This window comes from Pseudomonas sp. NBRC 111130 (assembly GCF_001320485.1).
In the GTDB taxonomy this organism is placed as follows: domain Bacteria; phylum Pseudomonadota; class Gammaproteobacteria; order Pseudomonadales; family Pseudomonadaceae; genus Aquipseudomonas; species Aquipseudomonas vlassakiae.
This window is the reverse complement of record NZ_BCBG01000104.1, coordinates 114,368-130,982: the sequence shown is the minus strand read 5'-3', so window position 1 is coordinate 130,982 and position 16,615 is coordinate 114,368. Positions and strand designations below refer to the sequence as shown.

General features: G+C 63.9%; 18 protein-coding genes and 1 pseudogene. 12 read left to right on the top strand and 7 right to left on the bottom strand.

Features of this window, described 5'->3' with window-relative positions; genetic code table 11:
• Positions 1 to 45: 45 nt before the first annotated feature.
• Positions 46 to 921 carry a universal stress protein gene (locus tag APH33_RS25115; RefSeq protein ID WP_054887737.1) on the bottom strand — a complete coding sequence of 292 codons (876 nt, stop codon included), beginning with the start codon at positions 919 to 921 and terminating at the stop codon, positions 46 to 48.
• A gap of 214 nt (positions 922 to 1,135) precedes the next feature.
• Between APH33_RS25115 and fnrB the strand changes: the two genes are divergently transcribed.
• Complete coding sequence (gene fnrB, locus APH33_RS25110; RefSeq protein WP_054887736.1) at positions 1,136 to 1,867, top strand: Crp/Fnr family transcriptional regulator FnrB; 732 nt, start codon at positions 1,136 to 1,138, stop codon at positions 1,865 to 1,867.
• On the opposite strand, the gene APH33_RS25105 is transcribed toward fnrB, so the two are convergent.
• On the bottom strand, positions 1,836 to 2,573 hold the full coding sequence (locus APH33_RS25105; RefSeq protein ID WP_054887735.1) for a hypothetical protein: 738 nt from the start codon (positions 2,571 to 2,573) through the stop codon (positions 1,836 to 1,838). The two genes, fnrB and APH33_RS25105, sit on opposite strands and share 32 nt — an antisense overlap.
• 190 nt (positions 2,574 to 2,763) lie before the next feature.
• On the opposite strand from APH33_RS25105, the gene APH33_RS25100 reads away from it, so the two are divergent.
• Positions 2,764 to 3,324 (top strand): Hsp20/alpha crystallin family protein, encoded by a 561-nt coding sequence (locus APH33_RS25100; RefSeq protein ID WP_054887734.1) that lies wholly within the window; start codon positions 2,764 to 2,766, stop codon positions 3,322 to 3,324.
• A 58-nt stretch (positions 3,325 to 3,382) separates the two neighbouring features.
• Positions 3,383 to 3,847, top strand: coding sequence for a CBS domain-containing protein (locus APH33_RS25095; RefSeq protein WP_054887799.1), 465 nt, complete (start codon positions 3,383 to 3,385; stop codon positions 3,845 to 3,847).
• Between the two features lie 33 nt (positions 3,848 to 3,880).
• Here APH33_RS25095 and APH33_RS25090 read toward each other — a convergent pair whose 3' ends face one another.
• The 3 genes from APH33_RS25090 to APH33_RS25080 are packed head-to-tail and all read right to left on the bottom strand — an operon-like array spanning position 3,881 to position 6,850.
• A complete protein-coding gene (locus APH33_RS25090; RefSeq protein ID WP_054887733.1) occupies positions 3,881 to 4,306 on the bottom strand; it encodes a potassium channel family protein in 426 nt (141 codons plus the stop codon).
• Between the two features lie 28 nt (positions 4,307 to 4,334).
• On the bottom strand, positions 4,335 to 6,176 hold the full coding sequence (gene ftsH, locus APH33_RS25085; RefSeq protein WP_054887732.1) for an ATP-dependent zinc metalloprotease FtsH: 1,842 nt from the start codon (positions 6,174 to 6,176) through the stop codon (positions 4,335 to 4,337).
• A 26-nt stretch (positions 6,177 to 6,202) separates the two neighbouring features.
• On the bottom strand, positions 6,203 to 6,850 hold the full coding sequence (locus APH33_RS25080; protein ID WP_054887731.1) for a BON domain-containing protein: 648 nt from the start codon (positions 6,848 to 6,850) through the stop codon (positions 6,203 to 6,205).
• Positions 6,851 to 7,041: 191 nt separating this feature from the next.
• Between APH33_RS25080 and APH33_RS25075 the strand changes: the two genes are divergently transcribed.
• From APH33_RS25075 to APH33_RS25065, 3 genes are all read left to right on the top strand, one after another.
• Positions 7,042 to 7,296, top strand: a complete 255-nt coding sequence (locus APH33_RS25075) for a hypothetical protein (RefSeq protein WP_054887798.1) — start codon at positions 7,042 to 7,044, stop codon at positions 7,294 to 7,296.
• A 6-nt stretch (positions 7,297 to 7,302) separates the two neighbouring features.
• A complete protein-coding gene (locus APH33_RS25070) occupies positions 7,303 to 9,585 on the top strand; it encodes a heavy metal translocating P-type ATPase (RefSeq protein WP_054887730.1) in 2,283 nt (760 codons plus the stop codon).
• Positions 9,586 to 9,748: 163 nt separating this feature from the next.
• Positions 9,749 to 10,639: a universal stress protein gene (locus APH33_RS25065; protein ID WP_054887729.1), complete on the top strand. Its 891-nt coding sequence runs from the start codon at positions 9,749 to 9,751 to the stop codon at positions 10,637 to 10,639.
• 14 nt (positions 10,640 to 10,653) lie between these two features.
• On the opposite strand, the gene APH33_RS25060 is transcribed toward APH33_RS25065, so the two are convergent.
• The gene (locus APH33_RS25060; protein ID WP_082433700.1) at positions 10,654 to 11,043 is read right to left on the bottom strand and encodes a phosphoribosyltransferase family protein; all 390 of its coding nucleotides are present in this window, start codon (positions 11,041 to 11,043) and stop codon (positions 10,654 to 10,656) included.
• A gap of 155 nt (positions 11,044 to 11,198) precedes the next feature.
• Between APH33_RS25060 and APH33_RS25055 the strand changes: the two genes are divergently transcribed.
• The gene (locus APH33_RS25055; RefSeq protein WP_054887728.1) at positions 11,199 to 11,690 is read left to right on the top strand and encodes a BCAM0308 family protein; all 492 of its coding nucleotides are present in this window, start codon (positions 11,199 to 11,201) and stop codon (positions 11,688 to 11,690) included.
• A 48-nt stretch (positions 11,691 to 11,738) separates the two neighbouring features.
• Here APH33_RS25055 and APH33_RS25050 read toward each other — a convergent pair whose 3' ends face one another.
• Positions 11,739 to 12,635 carry a universal stress protein gene (locus APH33_RS25050; RefSeq protein WP_156352052.1) on the bottom strand — a complete coding sequence of 299 codons (897 nt, stop codon included), beginning with the start codon at positions 12,633 to 12,635 and terminating at the stop codon, positions 11,739 to 11,741.
• Between the two features lie 162 nt (positions 12,636 to 12,797).
• On the opposite strand from APH33_RS25050, the gene APH33_RS25045 reads away from it, so the two are divergent.
• From APH33_RS25045 to APH33_RS25025, 5 genes and pseudogenes are all read left to right on the top strand, one after another.
• Complete coding sequence (locus APH33_RS25045) at positions 12,798 to 13,676, top strand: universal stress protein (RefSeq protein WP_054887727.1); 879 nt, start codon at positions 12,798 to 12,800, stop codon at positions 13,674 to 13,676.
• 442 nt (positions 13,677 to 14,118) lie between these two features.
• Complete coding sequence (locus tag APH33_RS25040; RefSeq protein ID WP_054887726.1) at positions 14,119 to 15,309, top strand: sodium:proton antiporter; 1,191 nt, start codon at positions 14,119 to 14,121, stop codon at positions 15,307 to 15,309.
• Positions 15,310 to 15,363: 54 nt separating this feature from the next.
• Positions 15,364 to 15,528, top strand: a pseudogene (locus APH33_RS25035) (putrescine-ornithine antiporter); the annotation flags it as partial.
• Positions 15,529 to 15,697: 169 nt separating this feature from the next.
• On the top strand, positions 15,698 to 16,135 hold the full coding sequence (locus tag APH33_RS25030) for a YeeE/YedE family protein (RefSeq protein WP_054887724.1): 438 nt from the start codon (positions 15,698 to 15,700) through the stop codon (positions 16,133 to 16,135).
• Between the two features lies 1 nt (position 16,136).
• A complete protein-coding gene (locus tag APH33_RS25025; protein WP_054887723.1) occupies positions 16,137 to 16,565 on the top strand; it encodes a DUF6691 family protein in 429 nt (142 codons plus the stop codon).
• Positions 16,566 to 16,615 lie beyond the last annotated feature (50 nt).

The window sequence follows — 16,615 nt, the reverse complement described above, 5'->3', positions numbered from 1 at the left end:
CCATTCGCTGACTTGACACTTGTCAATTGCGTCACTCATCACCTGTCAAAGCGACAGAACAAGCGGGTCGTGCAACGCATGCGATCCCGCTATGGCCAACTGCTGCTGGCGCGCCTTGGCGTGGACCACCAGCAAGCTGCAGGTGAGGCTGCCCAGCAGGTATTCAAGGGTCGCGAACTGCCAGGCGCGGTGAGGGCTGGTGATCACCACGGTGTCGTAGCCGCAGCGATTGGCATAGGCACAGAGGGTGTGTGCGCCTGAGCCGACGATCAGGTGGTGATGAACGTCAGGTACCCCCAGCTGCGCGGCGAAATGTTTGCATGCGCTTGCCAGGGTTTCGTACGAGGGGATTTCCGCCAGGCTGTAGTGCTCGCTGTGGCGCAGCAAGGCGGCCTGGTCATAGACGGAGAACAGATGCATCTTCGCCTTGCGCGCATGGCTTATGAGCCTCGCGGTTTCGACGACCTCGGCGTTCGCGACGCCATCGTCCAGGTCTTCGCAACTGGCTGGCGCCGCGACGAACAGCTTGGCTTGGCCAGGCGCTGCCCGTTCCCGTGCGAACAACACGGGGCAGGGCGCAAGCCGCATGAGTTCGAGGCCGAAAGCGAGGTCCCCGTTCACTTGAGCTTGCAGGATCACCAGGTCGGCGTCGCATGCCCTGGCCAGCTTGACCAGCGCTTTGGCCGAGGGCTTGATTCGCCTGACCTCGGGCTCCACGTGGATGCCGCGGTCGAGGAACCCTTTGACCAGGCTTTTCTGCCGGCTCAGGTTGTCAATGTGCCTGGCCTGCGCAGCAGGCGCTGGCTGGATGGCCAGGGTCACCGAGGCGCCGATGACCTGCGCCAGCTCCACCGCCTGTTCGATCGCCGGATCATAACGATCCTCGTCACCCACAATCACCAGCAACTTACTGATTTGCATGCTCTTTCACCTTATTGGCAGATAGCGCCCCGGCAAACAGTCGGGCTGCAACTAAGCGTTCGATGCTTGAGCATGCGGGCATAAGCAAGTGGCGGCTTGATCTTCATCAAGTCGCATCAGGTAGCGTCCGACCCTTGGTCGGACGGACCGCCAGCGTTCAGTGCAGCCGCTAACTTGATTAGATGCCCGCCTGCAAAAAAGCGGAGGCATCGTCATGTCAGGCTCTGCGGAAATGGGGGCAAGGCCCCATGTGAAGTGCCTTGCGTGCTCGTTGAGCCGGCTTTGCCTGCCCGCCAGCCTCAGTGCCGACGAAGTGGACAAGCTGGAGCGAATTGTCCGCCGTAACCGGCCGTTGAAGCGGGGTGAGTACCTGTTCAAGGCCAACGAACCCATGGAGCACGTATTTGCCTTGCGCTCCGGGGCGATCAAGAATTTTCTGCTCGATACCGAGGGCAGCGAGCGGGTCACCGGCTTCCTCCTGCCGGGCGAGATGCTCGGGCTGGACGCTATCGGTGCCAGTCATTACCGAAGCTTTGCCATTGCCCTGGAACTCTCGCTGGTGTGCTCGATCAGGCTGGACCAGTTGGTGGACCTGTCCGGCCAGATCCCGGGGCTGCGCTACCAGTTGCTGCACATGCTCAGCCTGGGGATCCAGGGCAAGGACGAGCACCTGCGCTGCTGTCACGGGCGTGCCGATCAGCGGCTGGCGATCTTTCTGCTGGACATGTCCACGCGCTACCAGGCACGCGGGCTGCGGGCAGATATGTTCACCCTGCCCATGTCCCGCGGTGATATCGCCAACTACCTGGACCTCACGCTGGAAACGGTCAGCCGATTGTTCAGCCGGTTCATTCATGCAGGGTTCATGCAGTGCGCCGGGCGTGAGGTCAGGCTCACCGACATGCAAGGCCTGGTCAACCTGACTCGTCTGGAGGAGCCCACTTGAGCGCGGCAAGCAGCCGGTCATAGCGTTGCACTGGCCAGCCTTCAGCGAGGTGCTCCGCCCCGATCGGGCATGGCAGATGATCCATGCGTATCCAGATGCGCTGCGGCGCCACACCTGTTTGCCAGCACAGCCGGGCCACCTGGCGCGCCACCTGTGACGGTGCGCAACAGTACACCGTGTCCGGGGCAAAGCGGGTCAGCAAGCGCCGGGTTTGCCATCCGCCACCGCTGTTGTCGCGCGGCACTGGCGAAAGCGCCGCCAGCCAGGTTTGGCACTCCTCTGGCAGCAGATCGGCGGCAATGCCGTTATGTGACAGCTGCACCTGGACCCGGGGCAGCCAGCAGCGGATCTCATCCAGCGCGCCCAGCAAGGGCAGCAGGCCGTCGGCGCGACTGATGGCCAGCAACCGTTCGCTTTGCAGGGGCAGCGGCCAGGCGCTGCCAAGCGGCCCGGAATAATCGAACTGTTCCCCCGGCTTACCCAATGGCTGTGCATGATGGATGCTGACGATGAATTGCCCGGCGACACCAGGCAGGGTCACGTAGCTGCACGGCCAGCATTCGGTACCACGGCCGAGCAGGCAGTACTGGCCTGCCATTGCCTCGCTGCACGGCTGGCGGCACAGGGCCAGGCGCACGAACTGCTGGATGCCTGGGCCTGGCAACGTTTGCAGCAAGCGGACACTGGCACCGCCATCCTGATTCATGGCTGCCTCGCACTGTAAGCATATCTTGCTGATATCAGCCTAGGTCGTGGCCGCTGCGGCATCTTGACCAGGATCAAACCGGCTGGCGCAGGGGGCGCCTCGTGGTTGATAAAGATCAAACGGTGCTTTGCCCGACGGCGCACATTCGAGGGGTCTCCCTGGGAGGCATTATTCATTCTAGGAGGTCGCCATGTCAGAAGTTGCCAAAAAAGTGCCTGTTACCCCGGTCGCCACCCAGCCCGCCAACGCCTCGCCGCCCAGCGTCGAACCCTCGGAGCTGTGGCGACCCTTCCAGCAATTGCGCCGTCAGATCGACAGCCTGTTCGAGGATTTCGGACGGCGGCCGATGCGCATGCCGTTCAGCCACACACCGTTCGATCTAGAGCCTTTCTGGCGGCGTGACCTGTTCAGCCACGGCATGCCGGCCATGGATATCAGCGAGCTGGCCGAGGAGTACCGCATCAGTGCCGAGTTGCCCGGCGTGGATGACAAGGACATCGAGATCAAGCTCGCCAATGGCAACCTGGTGATCCGCGGTGAGAAACACGAAGAAGTGGACGAAAAACGCAAGGAATATCACCTGTCCGAGCGCCATTACGGCAGCTTCGAACGGGTCTTCCAGCTGCCCCGTGAAGTCGACGCCGAGAAGATCAACGCCCAGTTCAACAAGAGCGTGCTGCTGGTGCACCTGCCCAAACGCGCCGAAGCCATCCATCCGGAAAAGGTGATTCCGATCAAGAGTGGTAAATGATCACCCCTTTTTACTGTATCGAGGAGCAAGGAGGCTCCGCCTGTGGAGGTAGAACATGATGTCCATTGGCAAATACTGCAACCGGGACGTGGTCACCGCACCGCCCGGTATCTCCATCTATGCCGCGGCGCGCATGATGAATCAGTACCATGTCGGCGATCTGGTGCTGGCCGAACATGTCGACCGCGAGCGTTGTCGGCCTATCGGCCTGATCACCGATCGCGACCTGGCGTTGCGTATCATTGCGCGCAACCCACCGGATCAGGAAGACCTGCAGGCAATCGATGTGCTGCCCCGGCCTCTGATCACCGCCAACCAGAACGAGGACCTGTTCGATGTGATCCTCAATATGCGCCGCGCCAATATCCGACGCATTCCGGTAGTCGATGATTTCGGCCTGCTGGTCGGAATCGCCACGGCGGACGACCTGGTGGGCCTGCTGTCGGACCACCTGCACGAACTGTCACTGCTGATCCGCCAACAGAGCCGGCGGGAGGAAGATCTTCGCGGCGAAGACCTTTGAGCGCGCTTGGGCGCGACAACCTGGACCGTTACCTTACTTGGCCTTCCAGTACTTCTGCATTTCCAGGAACAGGAAAGACGCGGTCCAGGTGATCAGCACCAGACCCGTCAGGGCCTGCAGGCCGGTGAGGTACTTCAAATGGCCGGTGGGCGCGATGTCACCGAAACCTATCGTGGTATAGGTGGTGAAGGAAAAATACACGCAGTCGAGGAAACTCCCGTCGAAATTGCCGCTGAGCGTGCCCCAGCCTCGGGCATGGGCCATCAGGTAATAGGCCAGGGCAAAGCACCACACCTCCACAGCGTGGGCCAGCAGTGCACCGAATACGCCTGCCACGATGCAAAAGCGGCTCCAGAGCTTGAGCCGAGGCAGCCAGTCATTCAGGCGCAGCAGGCATTCGTAATGAATGATCACCACCAGGATCACCACCAGCATGTTGATCAGTGTCACAGAGAGCATGGCAGGTACCCTGGCCAGGATTGACGGTTCACTTCGTGGCATTGACCAGCACATAGGTGGCGGGCTCATCGGCCTGTGGTCGCAACGCCGGGAATTCTTCGGGGGTGATGGACTCCTTGGCCAGCAACAGGCGCGCGCCTGCATCCAGGTCGCTGCGGCGCTGCTCCAGCAAAGAGCGGGCACGGCCATACGCTTCTTCCAGCAAACCGCGGATGGCCAGGTCGATCTCGCGCGCAGTCTGCTCGGAGTAGTCCTTGTGCGCCTGGTGCAGTATCGAGTCGCCCAGAAAACCGGCCTGTTGCCGCTCCAGTACCGCCTGGCCCAACACCGGATTCATGCCGAAGCGGGTGACCAGCTGGCGGGCAATGTCGGTGGCGCGCCCCAGGTCGTCGGCGGCGCCCGTGGAGACCTGGCCGAACGCAAGGTGCTCGGCGGCGCGCCCGGCCATCAGCACGACCAGGCGGTCGCGCAGCATCTGCGCGCTGATCAGGAAGCGGTCATCGGTCGGCCGCTGCAGGGTGTAACCCAATGAACCCGCAGCGCGGGGGATGATCGACACCTTGTGTACCGGGTCCATTGCCGGCAGGCTGCTGGTGGCCAGGGCATGGCCCATTTCGTGGTAGGCCACCACCTGGCGTTCGTCACTGCGCAAGACGCTGCCTTTGCGCTCGACACCCGCCACCAGGCGCTCGACCGCAGCGGTAAAGTCCTCCAGCTCGACCCACTGGCTGGAGCGCCGGGTAGCGACGATGGCAGCCTCGTTGACCAGGTTGGCCAGGTCGGCGCCCGTCAGGCCCGGGGTGATTTCGGCAATCCGCTCGCAGTCCAGGTCGTTCTTGTAGATGATCTTGTGCAGGTGGACTTTCAGGATCGCCAGGCGGCCCTTGCGGTCGGGCCGGTCGATGAGGATCTGCCGGTCGAAGCGCCCGGCACGCAGCAGCGCCGGGTCCAGCACTTCCGGGCGATTGGTCGCTGCCAACAGCACCACGCCTTCCCGTGGGTCGAAGCCGTCGAGCTCGGCGAGCAACTGATTGAGGGTCTGTTCTTTCTCGTCATTGCCGCCAAAGCTGCCGACGCCGCGCATCTTGCCCAGGGCATCGAGCTCGTCGATGAAAATGATGCATGGTGCGGCCTGGCGGGCCTGCTCGAAGAGATCACGCACCCGCGCGGCGCCCACGCCCACGAACATCTCCACGAACTCCGAGCCGGAAATCGAGAAGAACGGCACTGCCGCTTCCCCGGCGATGGCCTTGGCGACCAGGGTCTTGCCGGTGCCCGGTGGGCCTACCAGCAAGGTGCCCTTGGGCACGTGTGCGCCCAGGCGCGCATACCACGCCTTGTTTTTCAGGAAGGACACGATCTCGGTCAGCTCGCCCTTGACGTCGTCGATACCGGCCACGTCGGCGAAGGTCACCTGGGTGTCATGTTCGACATAGACCCGCGCGCGCGACTTGCCCACCCCCATCAACCCGCCCAGCCCCTGCTTCTGCCCCAGGCCATGGAACAGGAAGTACCACAGCACCAGCATCATCAACAGTGGCATCATCGCGCCCACCACGGTCGCTAGCGTGCTGTCCTCGACCACGCCAGAGAAAGCCACCCCAGAGCGCCCCAGCTGCTCGCTCAGTGCCGGGTCGACGCGCACGGTGGAGAACACCGAGTGGCCATCGATCGGCTCCTGCAGCCTGCCGAGAATACGCTCGTGCTCGACATGCAGGTCGCTGACCTTCTGCTGATCGAGCAATTGCAGGAACTGGCTGTAGGGAATGGCTTGCACGGCCGGCTGGCTGAACAGGCCGAACTGCACGGCAGCGAGCACCGCCAGGCCGACTGCCAGGAAGTAGAGCTTCCAGGGCTGATCCTTGTTCATGGCCATCTCTCCTCGGCGCGGCGGCGCTAGGCGATCAACAGGTAATCTTCGACCTTGCTCACGCCCGGCACCGACCAGGCCGCACGCTCGACCACTTCCCGCTCGCGCAGCAAGTGCACCTTGCCTTCCAGCTTGACCACGCCACCGTTGACCGTGACGCGGATGCCCTCGGCCTGGATTTCGGCGCTGCGCTTGAGTGCGTCCTCGATGTGGCGCTTGATATCGACCGCGTCGGCGCGGGCCTTGAGGGTGATGCGGTTGTGCACGCCAACCACGCCCGACAGGCGCCAGACCGCCTGCTCGATCGCTTCCTTCTGGTATTGCCAATCGAGCTGGCCCTCCAGGGTTACCGTCCCTTTTTGCACGGTGACCTTGATGCCCTCCACGTTGGCGTCCGAGCTCCAGGCGATGATGTTCAGGGCGCGGCTGGCAATGGTGTCGTCAGCGGTCCCTTCGAGCTTGTTCAGGCGTACCTCTATCTCCTCGGCCAGCCCGCGCACGCCTTTCATGGCCTTGACCGTGCGCTCGGCGCTGACTTTCTGGGCATAGCTGTTGACGTGCCCGGAGAGGGTGACCACACCGTTCTGCACCGTCACTCCGATGCTGGCGGCATTGATATCAGGTTTGAATTCCAGCTCTTCGAGCACAAGGTCTCGCAGGTCAAGGTCGTTCATGATCGGCTCCGGTAGCGGACAGGGGGAGGGGCTCAAGTGCCCTGAGTCCTTGTTTTTACCCTTGTGCCCCGCAGCGCGATTGATAAAGGTCAAACCCGGTGAACAGGCCGCTCGCGGTTGACAAATGTCAGGCTCGGGCGCACGTCGCCCCGGATACTCAGCGTGTCCTGGGCATGCACGAGGGTACCGACATGCGACGTTATGTGCTTTGCGGGTTGGCCGGCCTGCTGCTGGTTAGCGCGTCCGGTTGCACGGCGTGGCGCGCCGAGGAATACGATGCGCGCCTGGAGTCGGCGGAGGACAATGCCGCCACTGCACGGTTGCGCGCCGATCAAGTGTGCTACCGCATCGATCTGGTCGAGCAGACCGCCAACGAGGCACTGCGACGGGCGATCCAGGCTCAGGACGAGGTGCAGCAACTGCGCCAGCAAGCCAGACGCAAGTAGCCCGCCATGCTGCGTCGATGGCTCGACCCCACACTTTTGATGGTCTGCCTGCTGGGCTTGCTGACCGGCGGCGTGGCCTACGCGGCGCAGCGGCCTGCCTGGGCCGCGCTGGCCTGGGCCACTGGCGGCCTGGTCATGGCCGGGGTCCTGGCGGTGGAAATGTTCAGGCGCCTGGCCCGGGGCGAGGCGGGTATCGACCTGATTGCCTTGTTGTCGATCGGCGCCGCGCTGGCCCTGGAGAACATGCTGGTGGCTGCGGTGGTGGCGCTGATGCTGGCCACTGGCCGCGCACTTGAAGCGTTCAGCGTGCGTCATGCCGAGCGCGAACTGCGCGCGCTGATCGACCGGGCGCCGCAACGCGCCTGGATCCAGGAACAGGACGGGCTGCGCGAGGTTGCGGTGGACCAGGTCAGGCCAGGTCAGGCCGTGCTGGTGCGCCTGGGTGAAATCGTGCCAGTGGACGGCCGCCTGCAGAGTCCACAGGCCACGCTGGACGAGGCGGCACTGACCGGCGAGTCGTTACCCGTCACGCGCCACTGCGGCGAGTCGGTGGCCAGTGGGGTGTGCAACGCTGGCGCGCCGTTGCTGCTGGTGGCCATCCGGACCGCGGCGCAAAGCACCTATGCCGGCATCGTGCACCTGGCCGAGACGGCACGCCAGTCCCGGGCGCCCTTCGTGCGCCTGGCGGACCGCTACGCGCTGGCCTTCATCCCGCTGACGTTGCTGATCGCCGCGCTTGCCTGGTGGGCCAGTGGCGACCCGCAGCGCGTGCTGGCGGTGCTGGTGGTCGCCACGCCTTGCCCGCTGATACTGGCGGTACCGATTGCCGTGCTGTCGGGCATCTCGCGAGCGGCGCGGCGTAGCATACTGGTGCGCGATGGCGCGGTGCTGGAGGCGCTTGCCGGGGTCCGCCAGGTCTTTCTCGACAAGACCGGAACCTTGACCAGTGGTCATGCGCGCTTGCAATCGATCGAACTCAACGGGGATGGCGCGCCGCTGCAGGTGTTGCAGTGGGCCGCGTCACTGGCCCAGGCATCCACCCATCCGATCGCCCGGGCTATTGTCGACGCGGCCCTCGTGCGGGGCCTTGGCCTGGCGCCGCCACAACAGGTACAGGAGGCTCCAGGCCAAGGTTTGGCCGGCCAGGTGCAAGGCAAGGCCGTGCGCTTGGGGCTGCTGGCTTACGTGCAGCAGGGCAGGGAGGCCGGCCCCTGGGCACAGGCGTGCTTGCAGCAGCTTGACTATCTGGCCAGCAGTGGCAGTTTCGTGGCCGTGGACGGTGAACTGAAAGCGATGCTGCGGCTGGCCGACGAGGTGCGACGGGAAACACCCCAGACCATGCGTCGGCTTCGAGCCCGCGGGATCGACCAGATCGTCATGCTGACTGGTGACCGCCTCCAGACGGCGCAAATGATCGCATTGACGGCGGGTATCGATGCGCTTCGCTCTGGCCTTTCACCGCAGGACAAGGTCCGCCTGGTTCAGGAAGGTCGCCAAAAAGGCCCCACGCTGATGGTCGGGGATGGCATCAATGATGCGCCGGCACTGGCTGCCGCCGATGTCGGGGTGGCCATGGGAGCGTCCGGGGTGACGGCCTCGGCGCAGTCAGCCGGCGTGGTCTTGCTGGTCGACAGGCTGGATCGTCTGATCGAAGCGCTCGACATCGCCCGACACGCCGTGCGCATTGCCCGCCAAGGCGTGTGGGTGGGCATGAGCCTCTCGCTGCTGGCCATGCTGTGCGCTGCGGCCGGCTACCTGCCTGCGGTGATGGGGGCGGTACTGCAGGAAGGCATCGACCTGTTGATCATCCTCAATGCCCTGCGCGCCCTCGGCCCGGTTGCCGGTGATGGCCGCAACGGGCTGCCGGCCGCCAGCCTGCAGCGCATGCAGGACGAGCATCGGCAACTGGACGCTCTGTTGACCGAACTGAGCCAGATGGCGCGGGATTTTGCCAGCCTCCCTGCACACCAGGCGCGGGCCGACCTCGGGCGCCTGGTCGCCGCCCTGCATGGCTTGCTGGAGCGCCATGAACGGGACGACGAGCAGCGGCTATACCCGTTGTTGAGCCGCTACATGGGGGGCGAGGATCCGCTCTCGCCGCTCAGCCATACCCACCGGGAAATGTTCAGGCTGATCCATTTGCTGACGCGCATGAGCGAAGATTTCACCCAGGCCGCCGCCCACCCCAGCGCTGACGAAATCCAGCACCAGCTCATACGCCTGGATACCTTGGCGAAACTGCATTTCGACCAGGAAGAAGCCTTGTATCGCTACCTTGACCGACAGTGACCACCGTAACAGGGATCGCACGCTTGATTCAGATCAAGCGCCAAGGGCGGCGTTGGCCGGATGCTGGCAACAGCGGTCAATCGCGTCCAGCGAAAAGCGCCGACCTTCTAGATGCAACCCGAGCGACCTGAATGATCAGGCCGGCCCACTGTCGGAGGCAATCATGAGTCACTATCAACGCCTGTTACTGATCATGCGCCCAATGCTGCACCAGGCGGTTGCCCTGGAGCAGGCCGTGGCACTGGCCGGATCTGCATCGGCCAGCCTGCACATCGTCGCCTTGCTCGAATCACTGGACAAACTCTGGCTACTGGAGTCGGGCAAGCATCAGGCGGAGCGGGAGGCTTACCGGCTTGCTCAGCAGCACCAGCTGGAAGGCCAGGCGAATGCGCTGCGCGCCTCTGGCGTGCAGGTGACCACCGAGGTGGCCTGGAGCAGTGATCTGCAGGATGACATCCTGCAGCACGTCCTGGAGATGCAGCCGGACCTGCTGCTCAAGCAGGTCGAGCATGAGCCCGCGCTCAAGCGCGCCTTCTTCACGCCGCTTGACTGGCAACTGTTGCGCCACTGCCCGGTCCCGGTCTACTTGCTCGGTGCCAGCCGGCCGGCGTTGCCGCGCCAGGTGGTGGCGGCGGTGGACGTGGCCGACACCTCGCCAGAAGGGCAAGCCCGTAACGACAGCATCGTCCAGCAGGCCGGCGCCTTGGCCTTGCAGACCGGGGCGCAACTGGACCTGTTGCACGCCTGCGACCTGTCGATGGCCTACATGGGCGACATGGGCTATGCCGCCTGGGCCATCGGTGACATTGCCGAGCCCATGCGTCAGGCGCTGGAGGACGATTTCAACAAACTCGCCGATCGCTTCGGGGCGCCAGCGCAACGCCGTCACTTCGTCCTGGGCCGTCCGGTCGCGGTGCTCAGCGAATACGTCGAATCACAGCCGGTCGACGTACTAGTCATGGGGCGGCCCATCGCCCGGGGACTGGACCGTCTGTTCGGCAGCACCACCGAGCATGTGTTGTATCAGGTGCCTTGCAATATCCTCGTGGTATAGGGTTGTGCGGCTGACTACGCCAGGGGCGTAAGGTGCTCGGCGACCAAGGCGCTGGTGTCGACGATGTCCAGCCGGGCCTGGCAAGGGGCTGGCAGGCGGGAGGGCTTGATGCTGTCGGCGACCAGGATGCGTTCGCGCATCCCGCTTTCGAACAGTGCCCCCGGGTGGGTGAACAGGCCGTGGGTGGCGGCAGCCAGAATGCGAGAAGCGCCGGCTTGATGGCAGGCTTGAGCGGCCCGCAGGAGTGTCTGGCCGGTGCTGATCATGTCGTCGAACAGCACGACCGTGCTGCCCGCCACATTGCCCACCAGGCACTCACCGCTGAGCTGCGTGTGTTGCCGGTGCTTTTCCACCATGGCCATGGCCACCGGGCGCGCCAACAGCCGGACCACTGCGGTGTTCATGGGCGGTGCTCCCTGTGTCGTTACCGGCGACCCCAGCGGTGTAGCACCGCTGGGTTTGACGATTATCAAGTACAGCCTGGGCCATCGGCGGACACTGTGCGGGTCAGCGCATGCCAAGGGCTGCGATCCTCACAATTGGTACAGCGAGCACGCCGATGGACAAGTATCAGAAAAGCCACAAGGACAAATTGTTCAAGTCACGTCCCTTCGATCCTTATGCCACACCCCTGCGTCCGGGCGGTAGCGCGCGTTGCCCGCAATGTGGCGCGGTCTATCACGACGGTGAATGGCACCTGCACGGAGCCAATGGCCTCGCGCCAGTGGAGTCCACCGTATGCCCGGCCTGTCGACGCATGGAAGACCGTGCCGCAGCGGGCCAGGTGCGCGTGTCGGGCCGTTTCCTCACGGTCCATGAACAGGAGATTCGCCAGCTCATGCAGCGTGTCGAACAGCAAGAGCGCCAGACCCACGTACTCGAGCGGCTGATCGCTATCGACAGCAAGGACGATGCACTGCTGGTGACCACCACCGGCACGCACCTGGCCAACCGTATCGGACACGAACTGCAAGCCGCTTATGACGGAGCCTGCAGCTATCGCTACAGCGACAGTGAGCGGTATCTGAGCGTCGATTGGCATCGCGATTGAGACGGGCCGCCGGTTTGCCTGCAGGGAGCAGTGCAACCCGGCGGCCAATCAGCCGTGGATCGCCAGGATACTCGAATGCACTTTGTACAGGGTTTGCTCGGTGGTACTGCCGATGACCTTGGCCAAGCCTTCGTGGTAAAGGGTGCCCATGACGACCACATCGAAGCCATGCTGGTTGGCGTATTCGCTGACGACACTCCGGGCAGCCCCGCGTATCAGGTGCAAATGGTCCGGCTTGATGCCGTAATGGCCGGCGAAGCGGGTCAGGCGTTCCCGTGCCCTGCCTGTGACTTCTTCGATCACCTCATCGGTCCAGGCCACTGGTGCAGCGGCATAGGCCATGAAGCTGGGGCTCGGTTCATAGGCCTGGAGCACATGCAGTTGTGCCTTGCAGCGCTGCGCAAGTACCTGTGCAGCCTGCAGGACATGGTCGTTGCACCTGTGCACCGCAGCGTCGTGCTCGACCAGGTCCACCGCGGCCAGCACCCGTGCAGGCAGCGCCGCCTCAGCCTGAGCCACCAGGTGCAACGGTATCGGGCAGCGGCGCAGCAACTGCCAGTCCAGTGGCGTGAGCAGGGCACGGCTGACGACGGTCTCGTGGCGGATATCCTTGATCAGCATTTCCACGCGGTGCAGCTGCGCCAGACGGATCAGATCCTTGAGCGGGTCATCGTCGTCCAGCGTTTCGGGGTAGGCGGTAATGCCCTGTTCGCCAAGCGCTTGCGCCTGCTCGTGCAGCCAAGCCTTTCGGTGCTCGGCGTCTTGCTTGCGGGCACTGCTGCGCAGCATTTGGTCAAGGGTGATCAGGCGTGATGGTAGTTGGCTCAGCACCACCAGGTGCAACGTGGCGCCTGTGGCCTTGGCCAGGGCTTGGGCGCGCGCCATGGCTGGCGACGGGTGCAGGTCCGGATGACAGATCAGTAGCAGTCGCGTCAAAGCGTTCATGATGGCCTCCGCAGCGATGGCCGTCGCCGGGAAGGCATACGGGCTCAGGCGTAGGGTGCCGCGATGGCGCCTGGGGGCCTTGATTTTTATCAAGAACGGACCAGCCGCGGCTCCGATAATGGCATGCATACGCAGACCTGCAGCCGCGCCGGGAGGTGCCCGATGAACCCGTATCGCCGGATCCTGCTGATCATGACCGAGGCCCAGGCCAACGCCGCGCTGTTCCGGGCCATGGCCCTGGCGGCGGCGTCTGGTGCCGCCCTGCAGGTGCTGGGTATTCATGAACCCGGCGAACTGCGTCTGCGCCACGAGTTGCAGGCAACTCCATTGCCTAGCGTTTCATTCGTGCACTTCAGTACTGAGCTCAAGGCACTGCTCGACGAACAGCCGGCAAGGGGGGCACGCCCGGGTTTCGAGGCTGTGGAAACCGCTAATCCCCGCGACCTGGTGCCAGCCTGCATCGCCCGCTACGCGCCTGACCTGGTGATCAAAGGCTGCCCGGACTGTTCCCTGATCGATCAGCTGGCCCGGACCTCGCTTGACCAGGTGCTGTTGCATGCGAGCGAGGTGCCGTTGATGTTCGTGCCGGCGAATGCCCCGGCCATGCCAGCTAACGTGCTGGTTGCGGTGGATGTCTCGCAACCCTCGCCGCTCAATGACGCGCTGGTCGTTGCCGGTCAGCAGCTGGCGATGCAATGCCAGGGCCAGTTGCACCTGCTTTCGGCGTACGACCTGCCAATCGCCATGCTGGCCAACCCAGACCTCGCCGGGCCGGGGGCGGACGAAGTGCGTCAATCACTGCAGTTGCCGTTCGATGCGTTGGCCGATGCCCACGGCATCGCCCACAGCCATCGGTTCTTCAGCGAAGGTGCGCCGTTGCGTGTGATCAAGTCCCATATCGCTGCGCTGGAAGCCGATGTGGTGGTGGTCGGCGCCGTGCAGGCCAGGCGGTGGGCCAAGCTGATCGGCGATACCACCGAGCGGCTTGTCAGCCATGCGCCGTGCAGCATCCTGACCATCAGGCCCGCACCTGGCAGTTGAATCAGGCGCCATCGCCGGTTCGGCCATGGCGCACCACCTCCACGCAGATTGACCTTCGTAGGGTGGAACATGGCATTCGACGATATCCTGCGCCGCCACCTGCAGGTGCGCGGCACGGTGTCGGCATTGCCAAGGTGCTGTCCAGCGGCCTGATCGGCGTATCGACCCTGTACACCACCTAGACCTTCTGGAACCTGGGACTGACGTTTGGCCTGGTTTCATTGATTGCCGGTACCTCCAGTTACCTGGGTATTGGCAAGGTGCTGCGCGTGGAACCCTTCGAGATCTTCCGTTCCTGAAACAGGGGCCACGGCCGTTTCCGACGCAAGATCATTATTAGCTGCAGAGTTGACCTAGGATAACTTCTGCCACTTTTCGGATCGTCGCGCTGCACGGGCAGTGATAGCGTTGCTACATACGCTTTTGATGCTGGGGCGTGGCCATGTATCAGAACCTGGCTGTTCTGGCCGCCTTGCTGGTGCTGTACGCCAGCCTAGCCGGCGCGCTTGAGTCCAAACCTGTCAATGGTCCGCTGTTGTTCCTGCTGGCGGGCCTGGTGGCAGGTCCCTCCGGGCTTGGGTTGTTGAACCTTTCGCTGGACCGCAACGATCTTCGCCTGCTGGCCGAGCTGACCCTGTCGATCGTCCTGTTCAATGATGCCGCCAAGGCCAACCTGGCCCAATTGCGTCAATCCCGTAGCCTGCCTCTGCGCCTGTTGACCCTGGGGCTACCGCTGACCCTGCTTGCGGGATGGTTTGCCGCCTGGCTGCTGTTCCCGCGCATGCCCTGGCTGGAGATGGCGCTGTTGGCGACGATCCTGGCCCCGACCGACGCCGCGCTGGGCAAGGCCGTGGTGAGCAACCCCGAGGTTGCGGCGAATGTGCGCGAGAGCCTCAATGTCGAAAGCGGTTTGAACGACGGCATTTGCGTGCCGGTACTACTCTTGCTGTTGGCGTTGCTGACCGAGGCTCACTCGACGATGCCTTTTGCCCTGGCAGGCTACTTCTTCCTGGAGGAGTTGGGGATCGGTGTTCTCACGGGGACGGCGCTTGCGCTGTTGGTGGGCGGGTTGCTGCGTCTGTCGCAACGCCATTGCCTGCAGATCGAGGCCTGGCAGCAACTGGTGCTGCCCGCGCTGGCGTTGCTGAGCTTCGCCTGCGCCCAGGCACTGGGCGGCAGCGGCTTCATCGCCGCGTTCTGTGCAGGGCTGTTGACAGGTTACCTGTTCAAGCGGGAAACCCAGCCGTTGCTGGTCACCGGCGAGTCATGCGGTGAAGCGCTGTCGCTGCTGACCTGGGTGGTGTTCGGCGCCTACGTGGCGCCCAAGGGTTCGCAGATCATGGCGCCGTCGGTCTGGTTCTATGCACTGTCGAGCCTGTCGTTGGTGCGAATGCTGCCTGTCTGGCTGAGCCTGGCGGGAAGTTCACTCAACGCCGAGAGCCGCCTGTTCATCGGCTGGTTCGGCCCCCGTGGCCTTGCATCCATCGTTTTCGCGATCTTGATACTGGATACACCGTTGCAAGAGGGTGGCACGATCATCGCGTGCACCATCGCCTGCGTCCTGCTCAGCGTGGTGTTGCACGGGGTGAGTGCAGTGCCGGGGGCGCGGCGGCTGGGGCGCAGCGCACGATAATGAGGGCATGGCAAGGGCCGGTTTCATCGAGACTTGTACGCGCAGGAGAGCAGCATGAGTGATCCAGCAAAGAAGATGGGCCTGGTCGGGCTCACGACCCTGGTAACGGTGAACATGATGGGTTCGGGCATCATCATGCTGCCGGCGAGCATGGCACAGATCGGCGCGGTGTCGCTGCTATCCTGGCTTGTCACGGCAGTGGGCTCGATGGCGCTGAGCTGCACCGGCAATCCAGCGTCATGGATTCCTGAACAGGTCTTCAAAGTCTAGCAGCAATCATTGGCTGTCCATGGCCACATGCGGCGGCGCGATGGGTTGGTTCCGGTGCTGCAGGCACAGCGCTAACATGGAGCAGGTGCAATTGCGCAGGTAGATAGGGAGCATTGAGATGCTGGTTGATATGGCGGCCTTCACACCGTGGTCGGCACTGGCAGGTGGAGCAATGATCGGCCTCGCCGCCGGGCTGTTCGTGGTGGCGAACGGGCGCATTGCCGGTATCAGCGGCTTGCTCGGCTCGCTGTTGCAGCGCACGGCCGAGGGACGAGGCGAGAAACTGTCATTCCTGCTGGGTATCCTCGCCGCGCCCCTTTTGTGGCGCGCGTTCTCGGCTATGCCCCCGGTACATTTCAGCACGGCCCCCTGGTTGCTCATGGTCGCGGGGCTTCTGGTGGGCCTGGGTACCCGCTATGGCAGCGGCTGCACCAGTGGCCATGGGGTGTGCGGCCTATCTCGCCTGTCCCCGCGCTCGGCGGTAGCGACGTTGTGCTTCATGGCGGCCGGCTTTGCCACCGTCTTCGTGGTTCGCCACCTTTTCCAAGGAGCATGACATGAGCCGCATCAGCGCATTCATCGCGGGGTTGCTGTTCGGCATGGGGTTGCTGCTGTCGAGCATGGCGAACCCTGCCAAGGTACTGGGGTTTCTCGACCTCGCCGGGCAGTGGGACCCGTCGCTGGCACTGGTCATGGTGGGCGCCATCGGAGCTGCTTTGCTGCCCATGGCGTGGGCGCGTCGGCATGCTGTGGCCTTACTCGGCGGCGCGATGCAGTTGCCTGCCCGGCGTGACATTGACCGACGGCTGGTGGGTGGCAGCCTGATCTTCGGCATCGGCTGGGGGCTGGCCGGGGTGTGCCCAGGGCCAGCCCTGGTGCTGCTGGCCGGCGGGTTCTGGCAAGGCGGGCTGTTCGTGGCTGCGATGCTGGCTGGGATGGCGTTGTTCAATGGCTTGGAGGCACGGGGTAAAAAAACTCAGGTGTAGAAGGCCTGCCGCTTCAGATTCCCTTCAGATTCGCCACGGATACTCCCCCT